The following is a 23,427-nucleotide window of genomic DNA, read 5'->3' as shown; positions in this document are numbered from 1 at the left end:
GTGACCTGAAAGCTACACTCTAGCGCGGTATCACCCGGCGTGCGTGGCCATCCACTGCTCGACGACCGGCGCGATGCGGTTGCGCCACTTCGAGCCGTTGAAGATGCCGTAATGGCCGACGCCTTCGGCCAGATGATATTGCTTGTGCGATTCCGGCAGGTTGGTCGCGATGGTCAGCGCCGCCTTGGTCTGGCCGATGCCCGAGATATCGTCGCGCTCGCCCTCGATCGCGAGGATGCCGATGTCCTTGATCGCGCCCGGATCCACCTTGCGGCCGCGATGCAGCATCTCGCCCTTGGGCAGCGCATGCGTCTGGAACACCACGGCGATCGTCTGAAGGTAGAATTCGGCGGTCATGTCGCAGACCGAGCGATACTCCTCGTAGAACTTCATCGTCGCATCGGCGCTCTCGTCATCGCCCTGGACGAGATGCTTGAACATCTCCCAGTGCGAGATGAGGTGGTTGCCGAGGTTCATCGTCATGAAGCCGGCAAGCTGCAAGAAGCCCGGATAGACCTTCCGCCCCGCGCCCGCATAGGTCATCGGCACGGTGGCGATGACATTGTGCTCGAACCAGCTGTACGGCCGCTCGGTCGCCAGCGTGTTGACCGCGGTGGGTGCCTCGCGGGTATCGATCGGGCCACCCATCATGGTCAGCGTCGCCGGACGGTTCGGGTGGTTGTCCGCGCTCATCACCGCCGCGGCGGCATAGCAGGGGACCGAGGGCTGGCACACCGCCAGCATGTGCGGGCGCGGCGCGCCCTCGGCGCCGATATGCGCCAGGAAATCGATCACGTAATCGACATAGTCGTCGAGGTCGAAGCGGCCTTCGCTGGTCGGCACCAGCTTGGCGTCGCGCCAGTCGCTGATGTAGACGTCCGCCACCGGCAGCATCCGCTGCACCGTGCCGCGCAGCAGCGTAGCATAGTGGCCGGACATCGGCGCCACGATGAGCAGCTTCGGTCCGCCGTCCACGCCCTCGCGCACGAAGCGCTTGAGCTGACCGAACGGCTTGCGCAGCACGATCTCCTCATGCACCGCCACCTGACGGCCGTCGATCTCGGTAAAATCGAGGGCGAAATCCGGCTTGCCGCGCGGAGCGGACGCATGCGCGAACACCTCCAGCGCCGAGGCCATCACCGGGCCGCCGCCAAAATAGGCGAAAGGGTTGGCCGGATTGTTGAGCAGGCCCGCGCTGAAATTGGCCAGGGCACTAGCGCCGGCGAGCATGGAACGCTGAATCTCGTACGCGTCGTACAGCATAAATGTCCTTCCCCGTGCCCCGATCCCTGCAGCGGGGGTTTGTCTTGCCATGCATATAGACGTCCGCCTTGTGCGCCGCAACGTCGTAGCAATGCGGAACCGAGACGAAGGCAGGTGGTTCCCCTGCTCTGCGAACCGCGCTACGCGCTTTCGTCATGGCCGACACGACCCCGCCGCCTGCGCCGCGCCGCAAGCTCAGCAGCCTCCTCGTTATCTGGCAGTTCACCCGTTGCTATCCTCTGCAAATTGCAGTGGCAACGATCGCACTCCTCACCTCCTCCGCCGCGACCCTGTGGATTCCGCGGACGTTCAAGCAGATCGTCGACAACGGCTTCTCCGCGGGTGCCGATACGAGCAAGATCGGCGTGTATTTCCAGGGGCTTCTTGCGGTGATCCTGGTGCTGTCGATTGCGACGGCGGTCCGATTCTTTTTCATCTCCTGGGTGGCCGAGCGGACGGTGGCGGATCTGCGCGTTGCAGTGCACCGTAATCTGCTGCGCCTGCCGCCGAAATGGTTCGAGGAAAATCGCCCGTCCGAGATCGCCTCGCGACTCACCTCGGACACGGCGCTTGTCGAGCAGGTGGTGGGCTCCACGGTGTCGATCGCGCTGCGCAATTTCCTCACCGGCGTGGGGGGCGTGATCTATCTGTTCGTGCTCGCGCCGAAAATCGCGGCCTATCTGCTTGTCGGCATGCCGCTCACGATCCTGCCGATCGTGTGGCTGGGCGGTCGTGTTCGGCAATATTCGCGCACCAGCCAGGACCGAATCGCCGATATCGGCGCAATCGCCTCCGAAACGCTGGGGGCGATGCGAATCGTCCAGGCCTTCGGGCAGGAACGGCGCGAGGGCCAGCGCTTCCATGACGCCGTCGTGCGCAGCTTCGCCGCCGCGCAGAAGCGCTTCGCGCTGCGCGCGGTGATGACCGCGCTCGTGATCGGCCTGCTCTTCACTGCGATCACGCTGATCATGTGGGATGCCGTGTCGGGCGTTGCCGCCGGGCAGATCAGCGGCGGCGCGATTACCGCCTTCGTCATCACCGCCGGCCTCGTGGTCGGCTCGTTCGGTGCGCTGACCGAAGTGTATGGCGACCTGCTGCGCGCCTCGGGCGCCGCCAGCCGACTCGCCGAATTGCTCCAGCAGGAGCCGGACATCGCCGCGCCCGCCAATCCCGTTTCCCTGCCCAGCCCGGCGGAGGGAGCGATCGCGTTCGACGCGGTGACCTTCCGCTACCCCACCCGCCCCGAAGTCTCGGCACTACAGGACTTCTCGCTGTTCGTCGCACCTGGCGAGACGGTGGCGGTGGTCGGCCCTTCGGGGGCAGGCAAGTCCACGCTGTTCCAGCTTCTCCAGCGCTTCTACGATCCCGAGAGCGGTGAGATCCGCGTCGACGGCGTCGCCATTCCCAAGGCAGATCCGGGGGACGTGCGGGCCCGCATGGCGATGGTGCCGCAGGAAACGGTGATCTTCGCCGCCAGTGCCCGCGATAATCTCCGCTATGGCGCCTGGGATGCGAGCGACGAGGCGATCTGGGCGGCCGCCGAAGCCTCCAACGCCGCCGAATTCCTGCGCGCGCTGCCCGAGGGGCTCGATACCTTCCTCGGGGAAGGCGGTGCGCGTCTCTCCGGCGGGCAGCGCCAGCGGCTCGCCATCGCCCGTGCGCTGCTTCGCGACGCCCCCATTCTGCTGCTCGACGAGGCGACCAGCGCGCTCGATGCGGAAAGCGAGAAGCTGGTGCAGGACGCACTGGAGCGGCTGATGCAGGGCCGAACCACGCTGGTGATCGCCCACCGCCTCGCCACCGTACGCGCTGCCGCCCGGATCATCGTGATGGATTCGGGTCGGATCGTCGAGACCGGCACCCATGCCGAGCTCGTGGCGCAGGGCGGGCTCTACGCGCGGCTCGCGGCGCTGCAGTTCGCCGAAGCCGCTTAAACCAGGCATTTCCTCCGCCGCAACGGGGGTAGGAACCGCTCAGGCCGCCAGCGCCCTGCGCGCGTCGATCCAATCGGCGAAGGCGGCCACTTCCAGCGGCCGAGCGAACCAGTATCCCTGCGCTTCCTCGCAGCCCATGCCGGCGAGGATCGTGGCGGCGTCCTCGGTCTCCACGCCCTCGGCTACGACGCGGCGGCCGAGCTTGTGGAGCAGGCCCACCATCGTTTCGACCAACACGTAATCGGCGCCCCAGGGCGCACTGAGGCCGCGCACGAACGCCTGGTCGATCTTCACGACGTGCGCGGGTACCTGCTGCAGATAGGCCAGGCTGCTGTGCCCGGTGCCGAAATCGTCGATCGCCAGCGCAACCCCGGCCTCGGCCAGCTCACGCAGCATCGCCAGCGCCTTTTCCGGCTGCGCCATCATCGCGCTTTCGGTGAGCTCGATCTCCAGTTGCGAGGGCCGCAACTGGCGCGTCATCAACGCCAGCTGGATGCGCTGGATCAGGTCCGCTTCCATCAGATTGGCGGCGGAGATGTTGACCGACAGCGTCATGTCGAGCCCCGCCGCCTGCCAGGCGGCGAGCTGATCGAGCGCATGCTCCAGCACCCAGTGCGTCGTCGGGCGGGCCAGCGCGGTCTGTTCGATGATCGGGATGAACTCGGCCGGCGATACTTCCCCAAGCTCGGGATGGCGCCAGCGCAGCAGCGTCTCCGCCCCCAGGCAGCACCCGGTGGCAAGGTCGATACGGGGCTGATAGACCAGCCGCAGCTGGTCGCCCGCTTCCAGCGCCGCGCCGAAGTCCTGCAGCAAGTCGTAATGGCGCCGCATCGCATGGTCCCGCGCCTCCGAGTAGAGCGCGATCGCGCCGTCGGTGCGGCGCGCGTCCTGCGCCGCGCTGGCGGCGCCGCGCAATACGTCCTCGGCCGGCACCGCGCCCAGCCGGAACGGACGCACACCGATGGCCACGCTGGTGACGAAACGAACGCTCGAGTTTGCCCGGATCACTTCAAAGCCGCGTTCGAGCAAAGCGGTATAGGCCATTACCTCCGCGTCTGGGGGCGACAGGAAGGCGAATTGGGTGGTGCCGACATGATAGGCGGTCCGATTCGGCCCCAGGATGTTCTGAATGGCATGCGCTGCCTCCCGCACCATCTCGTCGAGCCGGGCCGCGCCCATCGCGCCGACAATCTTGGCGATCTGGTCGTCGCGCGCGAGATCGGCCACCACCGCGATGCGCGCCTGCCCCGGGCAGTCGAGCGCGAGGTCGACGAGATCGTCGCGGAACTGCGCGCGCGTCGGAAGCCCGCTGATCGGATCGATTCGGCCAAAGGCATGCTGTAACTCGATCTGCTCCATCACCATCGCGGCAAGGTCGGCCAGCGCCGCCAGCTCCTCGGGTGCGGCAACACGCGGCTCGGTGCCCAGCACGCAAAGCGCGCCGAGCCCATAGCCATCCTTGGTTACCAACGGCGCGCCCGCGTAGAAGCGCGTGCCATGTCCCGCGAGCAGACTGTCGGCATAGCAGGGATGGGTGGCGAAATCCTCGATCACCACCAGCTCGCGCGCCTCCGCGACTTTCGCGCAGGGCGCCTTGTCGCGCGGGATGCTGTCGTGCGCCACGCCGACGCGTGACTTGAACCATTGCCGGTCCCTGTCGGTCAGCGACACCGCCGCGATCGGCAGGCCGAAGATCTGCGCCGCCATGCGCGTGATGCGGTCGAAATGCTCGCTCGGGGGGGTATCGAGCAGCTTCAACTGATACAGCGCATCGAGCCGCGCCGCTTCCCGGTAATCCTGCACAAACGTTCCCTTCGCTACCCATTATAGAGGCAGCAGCCAGGATTTCGTATACAAGACAAACGCTTTGGTTAGTCGGCCAGGATGCTCTTGGCCACAGCCTCGGCCACCTTGATGCCGTCAATCGCCGCCGAGAGAATGCCGCCGGCATAGCCCGCCCCCTCGCCGGCCGGGAACAGGCGCGGCGTGTTGAGGCTGTGGAAATCCCCGCCGCGCGTGATGCGGATGGGGGAGGAAGTGCGCGTTTCCACGCCGGTCATCACCGCTTCGGGATGATCGTAGCGGGCGATCTGGCGGCCGAACACCGGCAGCGCCTCGCGGAATGCCTCGATCACGAAATCCGGCAGGCAGGCGGAAAGGTCGGTCGGCGTCACGCCCGGCTTGTAGCTGGGCACGACCTGTCCCAGCGCGGTAGAGGCGCGGCCGGCCAGGAGATCCCCGACCAGCTGGCCCGGCGCGTTATAGTTGGAGCCCCCGGCGATATACGCCGCATCTTCCCACTTTCGCTGGAGCGCGATCCCCGCAAGCGGTCCCTCGGGATAATCCCGTGCCGGATCGATCGCGACGACGAGACCGGAATTGGCGTTGAACTCGGCGCGCGAATATTGGCTCATGCCATTGGTGACGACGCGGCCCTCTTCGGAGGTCGCCGCCACCACCCGCCCGCCGGGGCACATGCAGAAGCTGTAGACGGTCCGGCCGTTCGCGCAGTGGTGCGACAATGCATAGGCAGCAGCGCCCAGATCCGGGTGCTTGGCGCAGTTGCCGAAGCGTGCCTGGTCGATCCAGCTCTGCGGATGCTCGATGCGCACGCCGATCGAGAAGGGCTTGGCCTCGATATGGACACCCTGGCGGTGGAGCATCTCGAAGGTCGGCCGCGCGCTATGCCCGACCGCCAGCACGACGTGATCGGCCTCCAGGAAGCTGCCGTCGTGGAGGTGCAGGCCGCGCATGCCGCGCTCCGCATCGAGTTCGATGCCCTCGACGCGGGTCTGCCAGCGATATTCGCCGCCCAGCTCCTCGATGGTGCGGCGCATGCTCTCCACCATCGAGACGAGGCGGAAGGTGCCGATATGCGGGTGCGCCTGCCACAGAATGTCGTCGGGCGCGCCGGCCTTCACGAACTCCTCCAGCACCTTGCGGCCCAGGAAACGGGGATCCTTCACCCGGCAATAGAGCTTGCCGTCGGAAAAGGTCCCTGCCCCGCCCTCGCCGAACTGGACATTGGACTCCGGGTTCAGCTCCGAGCGACGCCAGAGGCCCCAGGTATCCTTGGTGCGCTCGCGCACGATCTTGCCGCGGTCGACGATGATCGGTCGGAAGCCCATCTGCGCCAGGATCAGCCCTGCGAACAGGCCGCACGGCCCTGCGCCGATCACCACCGGGCGCAGGCCGCGCCACCCCTCGGGGGCATGGAACGGCGCGCGATAGGTCATGTCCGGCGTCGGCCGCACATCCTTGTCGCCGGCCAGCCGCGCCAGCACCTCGGCCTCGTCGGCGAGATCGACATCGACCGTATAGACCAGCAGGATGGCATTCCGCCGCCGGGCATCATTGCCGCGCTTGAACACGGTGAAGCCGCGCAGCTCAGCCGGGGCCACGCCCAGCCGCGTCGCGATCGCCGGGGCGAGCGCGTCGGCGGGATGGTCGAGGGGCAGGGAAAGTCCGGACAGGCGCAGCATCGAAACTCGGGTTCCAGCAGATTTTGGGGGTCAACGTCCTCCCTTAGCCGCAAGGCGCTCTGCGGCAAACCGGGATTGGCGCAGCGATCAGTCCCGCGCCAGCGAGTCCCGCAACGCCTGCGCTTCGCGATGGAGGTGCGCCAGCCGCTCCAGCGTCAGGTCGGTCTTGTCGACCACGGCCTCGCCCAGGCACCCGCAATCCTCGCGGATTGCGCTGCCCCGCTCGGTCAGGAACACCTGGACCTGGCGCTCGTCCTCCGGGTTGCGCTTGCGTACAACCAGACCGGCGGCCTCCAGTCGCTTCACCAGCGGAGTGATCGTGCTCGACTCGAGCCCGAGGCGCTCGCCGATCGCACCCACGGTACGGCCGTCCTTCTCCCATAGCGCATGAAGCACCAGATATTGCGGATAGGTGATGCCCAGCCGATCGAGGATCGGCTTGTAGATGCGCGTGATCGCCATGCTCGCACTGTAGAGCGAGAAGCAGAGCTGACCGTCGAGCGGAAGCGGGGCTGGCATAAGCGGAAACTCCTGCCCGCCGACAGCGACGGGACAAAATCATATATCGCGATAACGAATCCTCTGGACAAGGGGAGCAGCCTCGCCTATCTATTCGTTATCGCGATAATGATTATCGCAATCTTCAAAGGAGACACCCGATGTCGGTCGATGTGAAGTACAGCACCAAGGCAACTGCAACCGGCGGCCGTGACGGCAGCGCTCGTTCGGAAGACGGCGTGCTGGAAGTGAAGCTGTCGACTCCGAAGGAGCTGGGCGGCGCCGGCGGCGACGGCACCAATCCGGAGCAGCTGTTCGCGGCGGGCTATTCGGCCTGCTTCATCGGCGCGCTGAAGGCGGTCGGCGCCGGCATGAAGATTAAGGTTCCGGCCGACGTGAAGGTCACCGCAACGGTGGGTATCGGCCCGCGTTCGGAAGGCGGCTTCGGCATCACCGCCGATCTGCTGATCGACCTGCCGGGCATGGATCGCGAAGAGGCCCAGAAGCTGGTCGAGGCCGCGCACCAGACCTGCCCCTATTCGAACGCCACCCGCGGCAATGTGAATGTCGGCCTGACGCTGGCCTGACCGCAAGGAGCCCCTGCCCTTCCCGAGGAAGGACGGGGGCGCTTCGCTCTAGAGCACGATGCGACCCTCTTCCCGTCTGGGAGAGGGTTTTTTCGTGTGCGTCAGACTCGGGTATCCAGCAGCGAGCCCATCATCTGGTCCTGGGTGCGGAGTACCGAAAGGTTGGCGCGGAACGAGAACAGGGCCTTGCGCTGTTCCACATCCTCGCTCGCGAGGTCGACGTCGGGCGCCTCGATGTTCCCGTCTGCGTCGGCATCCTGCGATTCCGGATCGTAGCGCATCTGCGTGCCCGGCACCGCCGGCACGGGCTTGGCGTTCACGCCGCCTGCGGCCGCAGCGGCCTGGTAGATGGCGATCGGCTGATAGGCGTGGTTGACCGTCTTGCCGATCGCGCTCGCCGCCGTAACCGCCTTGGCGGTCTCGCCGGTGGTATTGGCATTGGCGACGTTCTGCGCGCTGACATTGATGCGCGCGACGCTGGCCTGAACCCCGGTAAGGGCAATGTTGGTGGCGATCATGGCGCTACTCCGATGCGCCAGTCTCGCATCGGGATGTAAACAAGCGGTGGCCAAACATGCCTAACCGCGCAGATACCAAAAAAGGGGCCGCACCTGTCCTTGCGGCAGGTGCGGCCCCGTTTCACCGCATCACTTGCGGATAAACGCCAGCAGATCCGGGTTCAGCACGTCCGCATGCACGGTCAGCATGCCGTGCGGATAGCCCTTATAGACCTTCAACTCGCCATTCTTGACCAGCTTCACGCCCAGCATCGCCGAGTCGGCGATCGGCACGATCTGGTCGTCGTCGCCGTGCATGAACAGCACCGGCACCTGGATCTTCTTCAGATCCTCGGTCTGGTCGGTCTCCGAGAAGGCCTTGATGCAGTCATACTGCGCCTTGGACCCACCCATCATGCCCTGGCGCCACCAATTCTGGATGACGCCCTGCGAAACCTTCGCGCCCGGACGGTTGAAGCCGTAGAACGGGCCGGTCGGCACATCGAGATAGAATTGCGCGCGGTTGGCGGCGAGCGCGGCACGGAAGCCGTCGAACACCTCGATCGGCAGGCCGCCGGGGTTGCTGGCGGTCTTCACCATGATCGGCGGGATCGCGCCGACCAGCACTGCCTTGGCGACGCGGCCCGGCTTTGAACGTGCGACATAGGCCGCGACTTCGCCGCCGCCGGTCGAGTGGCCGATATGCACGGCATTCTTCAGGTCCAGCGCCTCGGCCAGCTCCAGCACGTCCGACGCATAGGTCGCCATGTCGTTGCCGGTGTCGGTCTGGGTCGAACGGCCATGGCCGCGGCGGTCATGTGCGATCACGCGATAGCCGTGCTGCAGGAAATACAGCATCTGGGCATCCCAGTCATCCGCCGAGAGCGGCCAGCCATGGTGGAACACGATCGGCTGGGCGGTCTTGGGACCCCAGTCCTTGTAGAAGATCGTCGTGCCGTCCTTGACCGTGATGGTAGCCATATTCTCTTCTCCATGATGTGAATGGCCCTGGGCCATTGCCTGCGCTGCCGGTGCGATTGCGGCCACCGCACCTATCGCCAGCGCGCCCTCGAGCAGCTCGCGGCGCGTGACGCCCAGCATTTCTCCGAACCCGTTCATCCCCGCGCTCCTTTTTGAATCCGCGCCGATCCAGCAAGAGTGCGCCACGCACGCCCGATCGGCCGCGCTCGTCATGGCAGCAGCGTTTCGGCGGCGAAATCGAACGGAGGTATAGGGGAACCACCCCGCAGGTGGAGGAGAGCGGCACATGCACAGACGCAGAAAGAGCGCATGACAGCGCGGGGAGAACCCCGCAGCGCCCTACGCCCGATTGCCACCAACGATGTCATGAAGAGGGGAAATGGTGGAGCCGAGGGGGATCGAACCCCTGACCTTCGCAATGCCATTGCGACGCTCTCCCAGCTGAGCTACGGCCCCATTCCCCGGGAAGGCGGCCCCTCTATAAGGGCCTTGCCGGGTTGGCAAGCGCCTTTTTCGCGCTTGCCAACATTTTTCAGACTTACTGCTCGTCTTCGTCCTTGCCGGTCTCGACGCCCAGGTCGTCGTCGCCGCCGAGATCGACGTCGTCGTCCGGCGAGGGCTCCTCGTCGTCGGCACCGATGTCCAGATCGTCATCACCGACCAGATCCGAATCCTCGGCTTCCGGCTTGTCGCTATTGGCCTTCACTGCCTCGAACGGCAGCGGTTGCTTCGACTTCAGGATGGGCTCGGGCTCCCAGGCGAAACCGCAGTTGATGCAGGTGACCGGCTCGTCCTTGGTCAGATCATAGAAGCGCGTACCGCACTTCGGGCAGCTGCGCTTGGTGCCCCATTCCGGCTTCACCATGTGTTGCCTCTTCGCCTTTCGCTGTGTTCGGAAATTTCGGGATGTGATCCCGGAAAGTGGGGCGCGCCTTGCCATGCTGCAAGCCGCCTGTCAAAGCCGCGCCCATGTCGAACACCGATCCCCGCCCTCTCACCCTCGCCGCCCGTGGTCCGCTGCGTGGCACCGTTACCGTCCCCGGCGACAAGTCGATCAGCCACCGTGCGATCATGTTTTCCGCGCTTGCCGTCGGCGAAAGCCGGATCGAAGGCCTGCTGGAGGGTGAGGACGTGCTCGCCACCGCAGCGGCGATGCGCGCGATGGGGGCCCGGGTGGAGCGGGACAAGGACGGCGTTTGGCGCGTCCACGGCGTCGGGGTCGGCGGGCTGCAACAGCCCGGACAGGCGCTCGACATGGGCAATTCGGGCACCTCCACCCGTTTGCTGATGGGACTGGTGGCCAGCCACGGCATCACCGCGACCTTCACCGGCGACGCGTCGCTCTCCAGCCGCCCGATGGGCCGCGTGATCGAGCCGCTGAGCCAGATGGGCGCCGAGATCACCGCCAGCCCCGGCGGTCGCCTGCCGCTGATGCTCCGCGGCATGTGCCCGGCGGTGCCGATCGAATATACCCTGCCCGTCGCCTCGGCACAGGTGAAGTCGGCGGTACTGCTCGCGGGCCTCAACACGCCGGGCATCACCCGCGTGATAGAGCCCGTGCCCACCCGCGACCATAGCGAGCGGATGCTGCGCGGCTTCGGTGCCGAGCTGACCGTCGAGGACTCGCCCGAGGGCAAGGTCATCTCGATCACCGGCGAGGCCGAGTTGAAGCCCCAGCATATCGTCGTACCGGGCGACCCCTCCTCCGCCGGTTTCTGGATGGTCGCCGCGTCGATCGTGCCGGGATCGGACATCACCATCGCCAATGTCTGCATGAACCCCACGCGCACCGGCCTGATCACCGCGCTGCGCCTGATGGGCGCCGACATCGCGGAGACCAACACGCGCACCGTCGGCGGCGAGCCGGTGGCCGACCTCGTCGTCCGCCATGCGCCCTTGAAGGCGATCGAGGTGCCCGCTGCTCTCGCACCGAGCATGATCGACGAATATCCCGTGCTGTTCGTCGCGGCTTCGCTGGCCGAGGGCCGCACCGTCGCGCGCGGCGCCCACGAGCTGCGCGTCAAGGAATCGGACCGGATCGCCACGATGCGCACCGCACTGGAAGCGTGCGGCGTGGCAACCGAGGAATTCGAGGACGGCCTCGCCATCCAGGGTTCCGGCGGCAAGCCGCTCGCCGGCGGGGGATCGGTCGCGACCAAGCTCGATCACCGCATCGCGATGAGCATGACGGTCGCCGCGCTCGCCGCGGAACAGCCGATCGCGATCGACGACGTCGCGCCGGTGGCGACCAGCTACCCGAATTTCTTTCCGACGCTGGACGCACTGACCACCGACTAATGCTACGAACTGACGGCAAATCGCTTGACGTCCCGCGCGATGCTGGCGAGTGGACCGCATGATCATCGCAGTCGACGGCCCGGCAGCTTCGGGCAAGGGCACCATCGCGCGCGCCCTCGCCCGCCATTACAACTTGCCGCATCTTGACACCGGCCTGCTCTATCGTGCCGTAGCCGCAACGGTACTGCGCGAAGGGCTGGATCCAACCCGGGAAGCCGATGCCGTCGCCGCTTGCGGCTTCGACGATTCGCTGTTGCACGATCCGTCGCTGCGCAGCGACGAGATCGGCCAGACGGCGTCGATCGTGTCGGCGCATCCGCTGGTCCGTGCCGCGCTGCTTGCGCGCCAGAAGCGGTTCGCGCAGCAACCCGGCGGCGCGCTGCTCGACGGCCGCGACATCGGCACGGTGATCGCGCCCGACGCGGACGTGAAGCTGTTCGTCAAGGCGACGCCGATGATCCGTGCCCAGCGCCGGCATTTGGAGCTGCGCAAGAACGGCATCAATGTCAGCCTCGACAAGGTGCTGGCCGACATCCGCGCGCGCGATGAGCGCGACTCGAAGCGCAGCGAGGCCCCGCTCACCCAGGCCGATGACGCCGTGACGCTGGACACAAGCTTTTTGTCGATCGACGCGGCCGTGCAGCGCGCGATCGAGATCGTCGAGAAGAAGCGGGCGACCGCCTAAGCCCCGCCCCTGCAGGAGAGGGGTTGGGGGCGGGGCGGGATCTCACCGAGACCAGCAGTCGTTCCGAAACCCCCTCCACCCCCGACCCCTCCTCCCAGGACGAGGGGCTCAGTAGGAGCCCCACCCCGAAAACCTTGCTTTCGCGCCCCGTTCGCAGTAAGGCGCGCGCATCCTGCGGGCGGGTGCTCGTGGGGGATGGCGCTGGAAGCCGTGCTTCCATGCGCCCTTTTCGCGTTTCGGCGCGACTTGCTCGTCCTCCACTGGAACCCGCGCAAAGGATGTCGCGACCGGCATTCGGCCGCCGCGGCGATTCTGGCCCTCAAGACCGCCGGACCCAACCGGCTGGCCGGAAAAACGAACGTTAGGAACCTCTTTTTTATGGCCACTACGGCAACCCCATCCCGCGACGATTTCGCGGCACTGCTCGACGAAACCTTCGGTCAGGCGGACGGCTTCGAAGGCCGCGTCGTGATCGGCACCGTCACCGGCATCGAGAACGACCTCGCCGTCATCGACGTGGGTCTCAAGTCCGAAGGCCGCGTGCCGCTGCGCGAATTCGCAGCCCCCGGCCAGAAGGCGGACCTCAAGGTCGGCGACGAAGTCGAAGTCTATGTCGACCGCGTCGAGAACGCGAACGGCGAAGCGATGCTCAGCCGCGACCGCGCCCGCCGCGAAGCCGCCTGGGACAAGCTGGAAGCGGAATTCGCCCAGAACACCCGCGTCGAAGGCGTCATCTTCGGCCGCGTCAAGGGCGGCTTCACCGTCGACCTCAACGGCGCCGTGGCCTTCCTGCCGGGCAGCCAGGTCGACATCCGTCCGGTGCGCGACGTCACCCCGCTGATGGACATCGCCCAGCCCTTCCAGATCCTCAAGATGGACCGCAAGCGCGGCAACATCGTCGTGTCGCGTCGCGCGGTGCTCGAGGAAACCCGCGCCGAGCAGCGCTCGGGCCTGATCCAGAGCCTCGCCGAGGGCCAGGTGATCGACGGCGTCGTCAAGAACATCACCGATTACGGTGCGTTCGTCGACCTGGGCGGCATCGACGGCCTGCTGCACGTCACCGACCTCAGCTACAAGCGCGTCAACCACCCGTCGGAAGTCCTGAACATCGGCGACACCGTCCGCGTTCAGATCATCCGCATCAACCGTGACACGCAGCGTATCTCGCTGGGCATGAAGCAGCTCGAGAGCGATCCGTGGGATGGCGCGAGCGTGAAGTACCCGGTCGGCGCGAAGCTCTCGGGCCGCGTCACCAACATCACCGAGTATGGCGCGTTCGTCGAGCTGGAGCCGGGCATCGAAGGCCTGGTCCACGTCTCGGAAATGAGCTGGACCAAGAAGAACGTCCACCCGGGCAAGATCGTGTCGACCTCGCAGGAAGTCGATGTGGTCGTCCTCGAGGTCGATCAGGAAAAGCGCCGCATCTCGCTCGGCCTCAAGCAGGCCCAGCAGAATCCGTGGGAGCGTTTCGCCGAAGAGCACCCGGTCGGTTCGACCGTCGAGGGCGAAGTCAAGAACGCTACCGAGTTCGGCCTGTTCATCGGCCTGGACAACGACGTCGACGGCATGGTCCACATGTCCGACATCGCCTGGGGCATCTCGGGTGAAGACGCGCTGGCCCTGCACCGCAAGGGCGAGATGGTGAAGGCCGTCGTCCTCGCCGTCGAAGCCGACAAGGAGCGCATCTCGCTCGGCATGAAGCAGCTCGAGCGTGGCGGCGTCGCCGCTGCCGGTTCGACCGGTGGTGCGGATCGCCTCGGCAAGAACGCAGTCGTCACCGTCACTGTCCTCGAAGTCCGCGACGCGGGCCTCGAAGTGCAGGTTGGCGACGATGGCGCGACCGGCTTCATCAAGCGCACCGATCTCGGCCGCGACCGCGACGAGCAGCGTCCGGAGCGTTTCCAGGTCGGCCAGAAGTTCGATGCGATGGTGACCGGCTTCGATCGTTCGAAGAAGCCGACCTTCTCGGTCAAGGCGATGCAGATCGCCGAAGAGAAGCAGGCCGTGCAGCAGTATGGCTCGTCCGACTCGGGCGCGTCGCTGGGCGACATTCTGGGCGAGGCGCTCAAGGCCCGCAGCCAGAACAACTGATAAGAACGACCAAAGAAGGGGCCCGGGCGCCGCGAGAGCGGTTCCCGGGCCCTTCTTTTTTGATTTTAGGACAGCATCAACCACATCTTCTGGTTGATGCAGATTGGCAAAAAGCGCTAAGGTTTCCTTGGGGATAGCCGTTTCGCGGCCAAAGTGGGGCGCGTTCGCCAAGGGAGGGGCCCGGATGATCCGGTCTGAGTTGGTTCAATTGCTGGTACAGGAAAATCCCGGCCTATCGGTTCGGGAAGTCGAAAAGATCGTTTCGATCTTCTTCGATGAGATTGTCGGCCGGCTGAGTGAAGATGGTCGCGTGGAACTGCGCGGTTTCGGGGCATTCTCGACCCGCGCGCGCGACGCACGCTTGGGCCGAAACCCGCGGACGGGGGAGTCCGTGGAGGTCGACGCCAAGCGCGTGCCCTATTTCAAGCCCGGCAAGGAGATGCGCGTTCGCCTTAATATGTGATGCGCGCTTGACACGCGGCGTGCGGCAGCCTCTTGCCTGCCGCCCACGCGGACGTGGCGGAACCGGTAGACGCCGGAGACTTAAAATCTTCTGCCCCTCGGGGCGTGCGGGTTCGAGTCCCGCCGTCCGCACCATTTTTGCCGCCTTCACCATGTATCGGGGACCGGCTGCCTTGATCGCCATTCGGCGAGACGTCTGCCGGTCCCTTTGGTGACTCCTGGCGGCAGCGCGTCGAGATCGAATGCCCGCGCCTCGATGATTTCGAGCGACGGCCGGAAGGCGAACGCGACCTGCTCGACCAGAACGAGCGTCACCGTGTCGCGACGAAAGTTCGGACGATGCTGCAGCGTGCCCAGCGCGCGTGCCGGGCCATGCGACACCATGCCGATTTCCTCGCGCAGTTCGCGCAAGGCCGCTGCCTCGGCAGCTTCGTCCCGGCCCTGCCCACCGCCCGGCAGATGCCAGCCTTCGATATAGCTGTGGCGCACCAGCACGACCTGCCCCGATGAAGTAACGGCAATCGCCCGCACGCCGCGCGTGCGCGGCCGAGTCAAGAACCAGCCGGCCGTTCGCGCTGCCAGATATGCCCGCAGCGCCAACGCAAGCGATACTGCGGCGACGGGGTGCGAACGAAAACGGGGAAGCGCCATGGCATGCTGATAGGCTTGGCGGGCGTCGCGCGAAACCCGTCGGGGTTGGCAGCGGCGGCGCACTCCCATAGAGCTTGCCCCTTGTCGCCTGGGACCTGCTGATGCCACGCCTGCGCCTGTCCGTGATCGCTCTGATGCTCGCCGCCACCGCGTGCGGGGGCCCCCAAGGGCAGCGCAAGGACAACACCCCGGTGGTGGTCAGCGCGATCGGCAGCGAAAAGCTGCTCGTCGATCCCAGCACCGTCGCTATCGATGAGGCCCAGGCGGTGGCCTTGGCTGCGACGGCGCAGGGACTGGTGCGGTTCGATCGGAACGGCCAGATCGAACCTGCGCTGGCCGAGCGCTGGAACGTGTTCGACGATGCCCGGAGCTATATCTTCCGCTTGGGCGAAGCGACGTGGCCGGATGGGCAGCCGGTCACCGCCGGAGAGATCGTGAAGGTGCTGCGGCGCGCCGTGGCCGCCGGCAGCCAGAGCCGCCTCGCCCCCTATCTCGCGGTCATCGACGAGATCGTGGAAATGACCCCCCAGGTCATCGAGGTGCGGCTGAAGAGCCCACGGCCCGATCTGCTCAATCTGTTCGCCCAGCCCGAGATGGCGGTGTTCCGTCCGCGCGGCTTCGCAGGGTCCGGCCCCTTCCGGATCGTGCCCGGCAAGCGGGAGGGCCTGCTGCTCCGTCCCATCGAAGAGACCCCAAGCGACACCCGCACACCGCCCGCGCCGCAGGATTATGTGCGCCTGCGCGGGGAAGGGGCCGCAGTCGCCATCGCGCGATTCCGGGCGCGCGGCTCGGATCTCGTCCTCGGCGGGTCGCTGGTCGATTGGCCCATCATTGCGGCGGCCGGCATTGCACCCGAGAATGTTCGGGTCGACTCGGCGATCGGCCTGTTCGGGCTGGCGATCCTCAAGCGCGACGGGTTCCTGTCGACACCGCAGAACCGCGCCGCTGTGGCGATGGCCATCGATCGCACCGCCCTCACCTCGGCCATCGCGCCGGACTGGACACCTGCGGAAACCGTCCTGCCGGCGCAGTTCGATTCCGCCGCGCCCCCCGCCCCCGGCAGCTGGATGACCGTCGCCCCGGACCTGCGACGCGCCTTGGCGGCCCAACGCGTGCGGGAATGGCAGGCGGTGCATCGCGGGCCGGTGGATCTCACCATCGCGCTGCCGACCGGTCCCGGGGCGACATTGCTGTGGGGGCATCTCGCATCGGCGATGATCGGCATCGGCATCACGCCACACCGGGTGGCGTTGAACGACGCACGGGCGGAGCTGACCCTGGTGGACGCCGTCGCACCCTATGATAGCGGCCGTTGGTATCTGGCCAATGCGTGCCGCGCCTGCTCGGACGATGCTGCTACGCTGATCGCTGCGGCGCGCGATGCGCCCGATCTCTACAATCGCACCCACCGTATCGCAGAGGCCGATGCGATGCTCGCCAGCGATGTCGCGTTCATCCCGATCGCCCGGCCGCTACGCTGGTCGATCGTCGCGCTGCGGCTGGTCAACTGGCAGGGGAACGCGCGCGCCTGGCACCCGTTGAACCATCTGCGCAAGCAATGAGGTCAGGGATGGCACGGGCAACACGAATGCAAGAAGGGTTCGCGCAGCGGCTGCCGATCGGCACCGATGCCGCGGCGGTTCGCCAGCGGATCGAGGCGATGGAGCATCTGCTGGAGGGGATGATGACCATTCCCGGCACCAAGCGGAAGGTCGGCTTGGACGTGCTGCTGGATTTCGTGCCCGCGATCGGCCCCAGCGTGGCGGCAGCCATGGGCGCATACATGGCGTGGGAGGCACGCAATCTGGGCATGCCCAAGCGGACCATCGCGCGCATGGCCGGGAATATCGGCGTCGACTGGGCGCTGGGGATGATCCCCTTTGTCGGCGCGGTGCCGGACTTCTTCTTCCGCTCGAACACCCGAAACCTGCGGCTGATCAAACGCTATCTCGACAAGCATCACCCCGCGAGCCGGGTAATCGACCTTTAACGCGCCTGGAGCCCCGCCCGCGTCTTCCACGAGGCGGGGCTTACGCTGGTGGGATTATTTCCCGCGCCAGATCTTCAGTTCGGCAGCGTCTGCCGTACCACCCGTTCCTGCCTCGCACCGATGGTAGCGGAACCGCGTGTCGAGGCAGAGCCATAGCTCGTCCAGCCAGCCTTCGCGGGTTGTCGTCACCCGTATGGCGCTTGCCGGGATCGCGCGGTTCTTATCAGCGAACGCACGCTTGAAGTCACCGACGGTCAGCTGCCCCCGCGAGAGCGCGACCATGTCAGGGAAGCGGATCGCGCGATACATGCTGGTCGAGCGCTGGAAATACGCCTCCGGCGTCGTCCGCATGCAGGTGCCGTGCTTGGCCCATTCATGCTGGATCAGCTGTTCCGACGGCGTCGCGCACATTGTCTTGCGGATCAAAGCGGGCGGGAGGATGGGCGTGGCCTTGCAATATTGCGGCCACAGCTTGCCGCGCCCGTCCGGCCAGAGTCCATGCAGGGTGAAGCCGAAGCGATTCTCGCCGCCGCACTGGAAGGCCTTACCCGGTTCGTCGCCATGCGCCCGGCAAAAGCCCGGTGCCCAGGTGAGTGCGAGCGTGTAGCTGCCGATCGGCAGCACGCGCTGCGGCTCCTTGGCGCTCGGCAATTCGGGCAGCGGCCGTTCCACCTTGGCCGGCGCGACGCACATCTCCGCCTGCGCCAGCGCCGCCCCCGGCACCAATGCGGCGAGTATGCCGAACCCTGACAGAATCGCGTTCATGCCCCTTCTCCCTCAGATAGTCGCGAAATCGAGGCCGATATCGGCCGCCGGTGCCGACTGGGTCAGCCGGCCCACGCTGACATAGGTGACGCCCGTCTCGGCAATCGCCCGGATCGTATCCAGCCGCACGCCGCCCGAGGCCTCGGTCGGCACGCGCCCTGCGACCAGCGCAACTGCCTCGCGCAACACGGGCGGAGGCATGTTGTCGAGCAGCAAATGCGTTGCACCGGCGCCGAGCGCAGGCTCGATCTGGTCGATCCGGTCGACCTCCACGATGATCCGCGCAATGCCGGCCGCCACGGCGCGCGCCACTGCGGCTTCAACCGACCCGGCCACCGCGACGTGGTTGTCCTTGATCATTGCCGCATCCCACAGGCCCATGCGATGGTTGGTCGCGCCGCCCATGCGGGTCGCGTATTTCTCCAGTACCCGCAGGCCAGGCAGCGTCTTGCGCGTATCCAGCAACGTCGCGCCCGTTTCCGCGATTGCCTCGACATAGGTGCGGGTCATCGTCGCGATGCCGCTGAGATGCTGGACCGTGTTGAGCGCGGAACGCTCCGCGGTGAGCAGCGCCCGCGCGCGTCCGCGGAGCCGGAGCAACGCAGTACCGGCAGATACCCGCGCGCCATCCTCGACAAGCCGCTCGATGGTCACCTCGGGATCGAGCGTGCGGAAGAACGCCTCGGCGATCGGCAGGCCGGCGACGGTGATCGGGTCACGGCTATCCATCACACCGTCGAACCGAGCCTCTGCCGGGATCACCGCGGCGGCGGTAATATCGCCCCCCTGGCCGAGATCCTCGCCGAGGGTAGCACGGACGAACGAGTCGCAATCGAAGCCGGAAAGCGCGAAGGTCATGCGCGGGCTGTAGAATCCCGCGCCGTGCGCGTCTACGCGAACTGCAGCGGCGCGGGCCGCCCATCCAGATAGTTGGCTGCCGGATCGTTGAAGCAAAAGCCGCCCGCGGCCAGGCGCGCCAGGATCTGGCGGACATGCAGCATGCTGGTACGGCTTTCCTCGATGCGCGCGGGATCGCTGAGCATCGCTTCGCTGAGCACCACCCCGCGCGAGCGTCGCGCGATGATACCGGCCTCGGTCATCGCCGCGACCCGCCGATGCGCCGTCGAGGCCGGAATGCCGAGCACGCGGGCGACCGCCCCGGTCGACACCGGCTGGCACAAGGTGTCGGGCGGCGGCGCGCCATATTCGGCATGTGCCAGCGCCAGGCCGGGATTGTCCGCGAGCGGTCGCGCATTGGCGCTCAGGATCGCGTTGGCCAGCGCCATGTCCGTCCAGGAATGGAAACGGTGCGCGTGAAACTCGATGCCGGTCAACAATACATCATGGGCGGCCGCCAGTCCGGTGTACCAGTCATAGGGAAGATGTGGCCGGCTTTCCGGAAGCGTGGCCCCGAAGCTACGGAAATCCTCGACCATCCGCACAAGCGCGTCATGGTTGGTGCGGAACAGCGTCGCGATCTCCGGCCGGCAATGCACGGCTTCGGGTACGGTCACCCCGGCAGGACCCCGCTCGCAAAGGCCCATGGCGCACAGGGCATGGATGTGGCGACGCATCGTCTCGAACGGGCGCCCCAGCGAGGCGGCAAGCGCGTTGATGCTGATCGCCTTGGCTGCGCGCCCCTCGCCCCCGGCATGACCGGCACCATGCGGCGAGAGCATCTCGCTTGCCCGCGCTACCACCATGAAAATGATTGCGCGGTCCAGGTCACCGTCCAGCGCGCGAATGCCGCTCGCGATCATCGTCGTTTCCAGATCGGCGATCAGCCGCGCCATCAACCGTCCCCGCGGCAGCGCGCCGGGCCTTCGGTCGCTCGCGGGAGCGGATCGGATCATGTCCTGCATCAGCGGAATCGGCCCCAGCGGGAAAAAGAAGGCAAGTACTCATTCTTCCCACCCAAAATGAGTACCCCGCAGTTTGCGAATCGTTACTAGCCCATATCAATGGGCTGGTCGACGTAGCTGAGGTCGCCGTATCATAATGATGCATTCGACGCTGCCTGAAAGCTGGCCGCAGGGTTGGCATGTTGCCGCTACCATTTTGCGGGATCGACGAGAGAGTCTCGGCATGTCGCTGGATACGCTTGCCGAACGCACCCGAGTCGGGCGCAACCATCTGGAAGCAATAGAGTCAGCCCGTTTCGATCGTTGCGGTGCGCCAATTTACGCGGTCGGGTTTGCCCGCGCCGTCGCCCGTGCCCTCGAATTGTCGGAAGCACCGATCGTCACCGCCATCCGCGACGGCAATGCCGCTCATGGTCCGGCTGCGGCCCCGCCAGGGCGCGCGGTGCGCCGCCGCACGATCCCCAATCTGGGTATCGCCACGACGGCGGCGATGCTCGCTTCGCTCCTGTCGGACGTCCGCTCCTGATCGATCAGGCCGGCACCGGTCCCAGATCGCCCTGCCCCACGGTGCCGCTCGCAAGTTCCAGCATGCGATCGAGGCTCTTCTTCGCCTGGATGCGCAAGCTTTCCTCGATCTCGATCTTCGGCGTCAGATCGCGCAATGCGAGGTAGAGCTTCTCCATCGTGTTGAGCGCCATATACGGGCAGATATTGCAGTTGCAGTTACCGTCTGCTCCCGGCGCGCCGATGAAGTTCTTCTCCGGCATTGCCTTCTGCATCTGGTGGATGATGTGCGGCTCGGTCGCGACAATCAGCGTGTTGCCGGGCATGGTCTTGGAGAAATCGAGGATGCCCTTGGTCGAGCCGATATAGTCGGCGTGATCGAGGATATAGGCCGGGCATTCGGGGTGCGCGGCGATCGGCGCGCCGGGATGTTCGGCCTTGAGCTTCAAGAGCTCGGTCTCGCTGAACGCCTCATGGACGATGCACACGCCCGGCCACAGCAGCAGCTCGCGCCCGGTCTTGCGCTGGAGATAGCCTCCCAGGTTGCGATCCGGTCCAAAGATGATCTTCTGGTCCGCCGGTATCTGCGCGAGGATCTTCTCGGCCGAGGAGCTGGTGACAATGATGTCGCTCAGCGCCTTCACCTCGGTCGAGCAGTTGATGTAAGTCAGCGCGATGTGATCGGGGTGCTGCGCGCGAAAGGCGGCAAACTGATCGGGCGGGCAGCTGTCTTCGAGACTGCAGCCGGCATCCATGTCCGGCAGTACGACGATCTTGTCCGGAGACAGGATCTTCGCCGTCTCCGCCATGAACCGTACGCCGCAAAAGGCGATCACGTCCGCATCGGTCTCGGCCGCCTTGCGGCTGAGGTCCAGGCTGTCCCCGACAAAATCGGCCAGGTCCTGGAGTTCGGGCTTCTGGTAGTAATGCGCGAGGATCACCGCGTTGCGCTCCTTGCGCAGCCGCTCGATCTCGGCGCGGAGATCCAGTCCGCTGAGGCTGCCGCCGATGCCGTTGCGCGCGTCCATTCCCGAAACTCCCTTTGTTTGGCCGCCACATGGCCCGGCGGGGCCGCGGGATCAAGGGAAGGCGGGGGTTATCGGACGATGGCCGCCCGCCGTGCCGGCGGTAACGCTGCGCGCGATCGCGGTGCCCACCGGACTGAAGGCGATGGTGTCGGATGCAAGCTGCATCCCTAGCAACATTCCGATGCCCCACAGCCAGGCGGGATGGACCCGCCCCGCCCGCCGCCAGTCGGCGAACGCGCCGATCAACGGCAGGATCAGCACCGCGACGACGGTCGCCCACCAGGCGTGCGGCATGAACAGCGGCATCGGCAGCAGCCTCCCCAGACCGGGACCGGTGAGGATCGCCATGCCGCAATACATCAGGCGCCGATGCCAACCGGTCTGCCGCCGCATCGTCAGCGCCGCGCCGACCAGTCCGCCGAACAGCAGCAGTTGCAACGGGTTGCTGAACAGGAATTCGCGCACGTCAAAGAAGAAAGGCGCCCCGCGCTGCACCGAAAGGACCGTCATCACCGTGCCCAGCACCACCATCAGCGGCATCCAGAGCAGCGCAACCCACCCAAGCCGGCGGTGCAGCGCCATCGATCCGGTATCGGCGAGCAGATTCTGTGCGAGGTAGAGCGCGATCCAGCCGAAAAAGACGAACGCATGCACGTGGAAGATGATGGGCACAGCGAAACTGGAGCGACCCGCCGCAAGGTTGAGCGAGAATCCCGCGACATCGATCGCGGCCATGACGAACGCCATCACCAGAAAGAAGCGCGTGTCGCCCACCCGGACGCGCGGCGGATCCTGCGCAATCGTCGCCATCACCTACCCCCTCCAATTTGGCGAGAGTATAGCTCTACTTGTCGGATTCTACAATCTTGCGCAGTGCTACTCTACCCGTTTTGACGCATTACTCGGGAGGCAAGCGCCAGTCTTCGCCACTGCGCTCTACCCGCTTCCGCGCCGAGAGATCGAGCAGATGCGCCAGCACCGATCGCCCCGCCGCGCCGTGGAGCCGCGGATCGAGCCCGACATACATGCGCTCGACCATCGCCGGCACCGTGCCAACCCCTTCGCCGAGCAGCCGCAGGATCTGCCCTTCGCGCTGCTTCCGGTGCCCGGCAAGCCCGCGCACGAAGCGGCGCGGATTCTCGACCGGTTCGCCATGCGCCGGATAATAGAGGCGGTCCTGCGCGCGCCCCATCAGCTTGTCGAGGCTGGCCATATAGGCTGCCATGTCGCCGTCCGGCGGCGCGACGACGGTCGTCGACCAGCCCATCACATGGTCGCCGGTAAACAGCGCGCCGCTCTCCTCCAGCGCAAAGCAGAGATGGTTGGAAGTATGCCCCGGCGTCGCCACGGCGGTAAGCGTCCATCCCTGCCCCGCCACCTGTTCGCCATCGGCCAGCACGGCATCGGGAGCATAGGCGCTGTCGAAGGAGGCGTCGGCGCGTGGGCCCGCATCCGCCAGCACCAGCGGCGCGCAGCCGATGATCGGCGCGCCCGTTGCCGCCGCAAGCGCCGGCGCAGCGGGGCTGTGGTCGCGATGGGTATGGGTGCACAGGATGGCCCGCACCGGCCGCCCGTCGATCGCCGCCAGCAGCGCGGCGATATGGTCGGGATCGTCGGGGCCCGGATCGATGACTGCCAGATCGGTCGTACCGACCAGATAGGTCTGGGTGCCGGTGTTGGTGAAAGGCGAGGGATTGCCCGCGAGGATCCGCGTCACCAGCGGCTCCAGGGCGATCGCAAGGCCCGTGGGCGCATCATCGGTCATGCAGCCGCATTTGGGCATTCCGCGCCGAAGGGCAAGCCGATTGGGGAGCGGGACCGGCCCCGAAGGAGTAGGCCGGTCCCGCCG

General features: G+C 66.4%; 23 protein-coding genes and 2 tRNA genes. 10 read left to right on the top strand and 15 right to left on the bottom strand.

Annotated features, from left to right (window positions below; genetic code table 11):
• Positions 1-30: 30 nt before the first annotated feature.
• A complete protein-coding gene (locus A7X12_RS19845; RefSeq protein ID WP_064313187.1) occupies positions 31-1,263 on the bottom strand; it encodes a polyhydroxyalkanoate depolymerase in 1,233 nt (410 codons plus the stop codon).
• 155 nt (positions 1,264-1,418) lie between these two features.
• Here A7X12_RS19845 and A7X12_RS19840 point away from each other — a divergent pair, with 155 nt between their 5' ends.
• Positions 1,419-3,197 (top strand): ABC transporter transmembrane domain-containing protein, encoded by a 1,779-nt coding sequence (locus tag A7X12_RS19840; RefSeq protein ID WP_064313186.1) that lies wholly within the window; start codon positions 1,419-1,421, stop codon positions 3,195-3,197.
• A gap of 39 nt (positions 3,198-3,236) precedes the next feature.
• Here A7X12_RS19840 and A7X12_RS19835 read toward each other — a convergent pair whose 3' ends face one another.
• From A7X12_RS19835 to A7X12_RS19825, 3 genes are all read right to left on the bottom strand, one after another.
• Positions 3,237-5,000 carry a putative bifunctional diguanylate cyclase/phosphodiesterase gene (locus A7X12_RS19835; RefSeq protein ID WP_064313185.1) on the bottom strand — a complete coding sequence of 588 codons (1,764 nt, stop codon included), beginning with the start codon at positions 4,998-5,000 and terminating at the stop codon, positions 3,237-3,239.
• A 68-nt stretch (positions 5,001-5,068) separates the two neighbouring features.
• On the bottom strand, positions 5,069-6,679 hold the full coding sequence (locus A7X12_RS19830) for an NAD(P)/FAD-dependent oxidoreductase (protein WP_064313184.1): 1,611 nt from the start codon (positions 6,677-6,679) through the stop codon (positions 5,069-5,071).
• Between the two features lie 87 nt (positions 6,680-6,766).
• The gene (locus tag A7X12_RS19825; protein ID WP_064313183.1) at positions 6,767-7,198 is read right to left on the bottom strand and encodes a MarR family winged helix-turn-helix transcriptional regulator; all 432 of its coding nucleotides are present in this window, start codon (positions 7,196-7,198) and stop codon (positions 6,767-6,769) included.
• 140 nt (positions 7,199-7,338) lie between these two features.
• Here A7X12_RS19825 and A7X12_RS19820 point away from each other — a divergent pair, with 140 nt between their 5' ends.
• Positions 7,339-7,764 carry an organic hydroperoxide resistance protein gene (locus A7X12_RS19820; protein WP_064313182.1) on the top strand — a complete coding sequence of 142 codons (426 nt, stop codon included), beginning with the start codon at positions 7,339-7,341 and terminating at the stop codon, positions 7,762-7,764.
• A 101-nt stretch (positions 7,765-7,865) separates the two neighbouring features.
• Here A7X12_RS19820 and A7X12_RS19815 read toward each other — a convergent pair whose 3' ends face one another.
• The 4 genes from A7X12_RS19815 to A7X12_RS19800 all read right to left on the bottom strand — a co-directional run bounded on the left by A7X12_RS19815 (position 7,866) and on the right by A7X12_RS19800 (position 10,107).
• Entirely contained in the window at positions 7,866-8,282 is a 417-nt protein-coding gene (locus A7X12_RS19815; protein WP_064313181.1) for a flagellar basal body rod protein FlgC, read from the bottom strand.
• A gap of 129 nt (positions 8,283-8,411) precedes the next feature.
• Positions 8,412-9,242, bottom strand: a complete 831-nt coding sequence (locus A7X12_RS19810) for an alpha/beta fold hydrolase (RefSeq protein ID WP_064313224.1) — start codon at positions 9,240-9,242, stop codon at positions 8,412-8,414.
• A gap of 380 nt (positions 9,243-9,622) precedes the next feature.
• Positions 9,623-9,698: transfer RNA gene (locus A7X12_RS19805), tRNA-Ala, on the bottom strand.
• An 82-nt stretch (positions 9,699-9,780) separates the two neighbouring features.
• Positions 9,781-10,107: a TIGR02300 family protein gene (locus A7X12_RS19800; protein WP_064313180.1), complete on the bottom strand. Its 327-nt coding sequence runs from the start codon at positions 10,105-10,107 to the stop codon at positions 9,781-9,783.
• Positions 10,108-10,211: 104 nt separating this feature from the next.
• Between A7X12_RS19800 and aroA the strand changes: the two genes are divergently transcribed.
• The 5 genes from aroA to A7X12_RS19775 all read left to right on the top strand — a co-directional run bounded on the left by aroA (position 10,212) and on the right by A7X12_RS19775 (position 14,913).
• Positions 10,212-11,540, top strand: coding sequence for a 3-phosphoshikimate 1-carboxyvinyltransferase (gene aroA / locus A7X12_RS19795; RefSeq protein ID WP_064313179.1), 1,329 nt, complete (start codon positions 10,212-10,214; stop codon positions 11,538-11,540).
• Positions 11,541-11,598: 58 nt separating this feature from the next.
• On the top strand, positions 11,599-12,225 hold the full coding sequence (cmk, locus tag A7X12_RS19790) for a (d)CMP kinase (RefSeq protein WP_064313178.1): 627 nt from the start codon (positions 11,599-11,601) through the stop codon (positions 12,223-12,225).
• 378 nt (positions 12,226-12,603) lie between these two features.
• A complete protein-coding gene (gene rpsA / locus A7X12_RS19785; RefSeq protein WP_064313223.1) occupies positions 12,604-14,316 on the top strand; it encodes a 30S ribosomal protein S1 in 1,713 nt (570 codons plus the stop codon).
• 184 nt (positions 14,317-14,500) lie between these two features.
• Positions 14,501-14,779 carry an integration host factor subunit beta gene (locus A7X12_RS19780; protein ID WP_064313177.1) on the top strand — a complete coding sequence of 93 codons (279 nt, stop codon included), beginning with the start codon at positions 14,501-14,503 and terminating at the stop codon, positions 14,777-14,779.
• A 47-nt stretch (positions 14,780-14,826) separates the two neighbouring features.
• Positions 14,827-14,913, top strand: a tRNA-Leu gene (locus A7X12_RS19775).
• 12 nt (positions 14,914-14,925) lie between these two features.
• On the opposite strand, the gene A7X12_RS19770 is transcribed toward A7X12_RS19775, so the two are convergent.
• Positions 14,926-15,429: an NUDIX domain-containing protein gene (locus A7X12_RS19770; RefSeq protein WP_064313176.1), complete on the bottom strand. Its 504-nt coding sequence runs from the start codon at positions 15,427-15,429 to the stop codon at positions 14,926-14,928.
• Positions 15,430-15,530: 101 nt separating this feature from the next.
• Between A7X12_RS19770 and A7X12_RS19765 the strand changes: the two genes are divergently transcribed.
• Positions 15,531-16,991 carry an ABC transporter substrate-binding protein gene (locus A7X12_RS19765; protein WP_064313222.1) on the top strand — a complete coding sequence of 487 codons (1,461 nt, stop codon included), beginning with the start codon at positions 15,531-15,533 and terminating at the stop codon, positions 16,989-16,991.
• Between the two features lie 26 nt (positions 16,992-17,017).
• A complete protein-coding gene (locus A7X12_RS19760) occupies positions 17,018-17,419 on the top strand; it encodes a DUF4112 domain-containing protein (RefSeq protein ID WP_157105663.1) in 402 nt (133 codons plus the stop codon).
• Between the two features lie 54 nt (positions 17,420-17,473).
• Here the strand turns inward: A7X12_RS19760 and A7X12_RS19755 are convergent, their stop codons facing one another.
• The 3 genes from A7X12_RS19755 to A7X12_RS19745 are packed head-to-tail and all read right to left on the bottom strand — an operon-like array spanning position 17,474 to position 20,037.
• Positions 17,474-18,184 (bottom strand): ribonuclease T2 family protein, encoded by a 711-nt coding sequence (locus A7X12_RS19755; protein ID WP_064313174.1) that lies wholly within the window; start codon positions 18,182-18,184, stop codon positions 17,474-17,476.
• Positions 18,185-18,196: 12 nt separating this feature from the next.
• The gene (nadC, locus tag A7X12_RS19750; RefSeq protein ID WP_064313173.1) at positions 18,197-19,042 is read right to left on the bottom strand and encodes a carboxylating nicotinate-nucleotide diphosphorylase; all 846 of its coding nucleotides are present in this window, start codon (positions 19,040-19,042) and stop codon (positions 18,197-18,199) included.
• A gap of 32 nt (positions 19,043-19,074) precedes the next feature.
• The gene (locus A7X12_RS19745) at positions 19,075-20,037 is read right to left on the bottom strand and encodes a helix-turn-helix domain-containing protein (RefSeq protein WP_232318607.1); all 963 of its coding nucleotides are present in this window, start codon (positions 20,035-20,037) and stop codon (positions 19,075-19,077) included.
• A 145-nt stretch (positions 20,038-20,182) separates the two neighbouring features.
• Here A7X12_RS19745 and A7X12_RS19740 point away from each other — a divergent pair, with 145 nt between their 5' ends.
• The gene (locus tag A7X12_RS19740) at positions 20,183-20,572 is read left to right on the top strand and encodes a helix-turn-helix domain-containing protein (protein WP_084445789.1); all 390 of its coding nucleotides are present in this window, start codon (positions 20,183-20,185) and stop codon (positions 20,570-20,572) included.
• A 4-nt stretch (positions 20,573-20,576) separates the two neighbouring features.
• Here A7X12_RS19740 and nadA read toward each other — a convergent pair whose 3' ends face one another.
• The 3 genes from nadA to A7X12_RS19725 all read right to left on the bottom strand — a co-directional run bounded on the left by nadA (position 20,577) and on the right by A7X12_RS19725 (position 23,343).
• Positions 20,577-21,578, bottom strand: coding sequence for a quinolinate synthase NadA (gene nadA, locus A7X12_RS19735; RefSeq protein WP_064313170.1), 1,002 nt, complete (start codon positions 21,576-21,578; stop codon positions 20,577-20,579).
• A 51-nt stretch (positions 21,579-21,629) separates the two neighbouring features.
• Positions 21,630-22,388 (bottom strand): hypothetical protein, encoded by a 759-nt coding sequence (locus A7X12_RS19730; RefSeq protein WP_064313169.1) that lies wholly within the window; start codon positions 22,386-22,388, stop codon positions 21,630-21,632.
• Positions 22,389-22,476: 88 nt separating this feature from the next.
• Positions 22,477-23,343, bottom strand: coding sequence for an MBL fold metallo-hydrolase (locus A7X12_RS19725; protein ID WP_064313168.1), 867 nt, complete (start codon positions 23,341-23,343; stop codon positions 22,477-22,479).
• Positions 23,344-23,427 lie beyond the last annotated feature (84 nt).

The sequence above is a fragment of the Sphingomonas sp. TDK1 genome, assembly GCF_001650735.1.
Lineage (GTDB): Bacteria > Pseudomonadota > Alphaproteobacteria > Sphingomonadales > Sphingomonadaceae > Sphingomonas.
The sequence above is the reverse complement of the archived record's forward strand: the minus strand, read 5'-3'. Positions and strand labels throughout refer to the sequence as shown.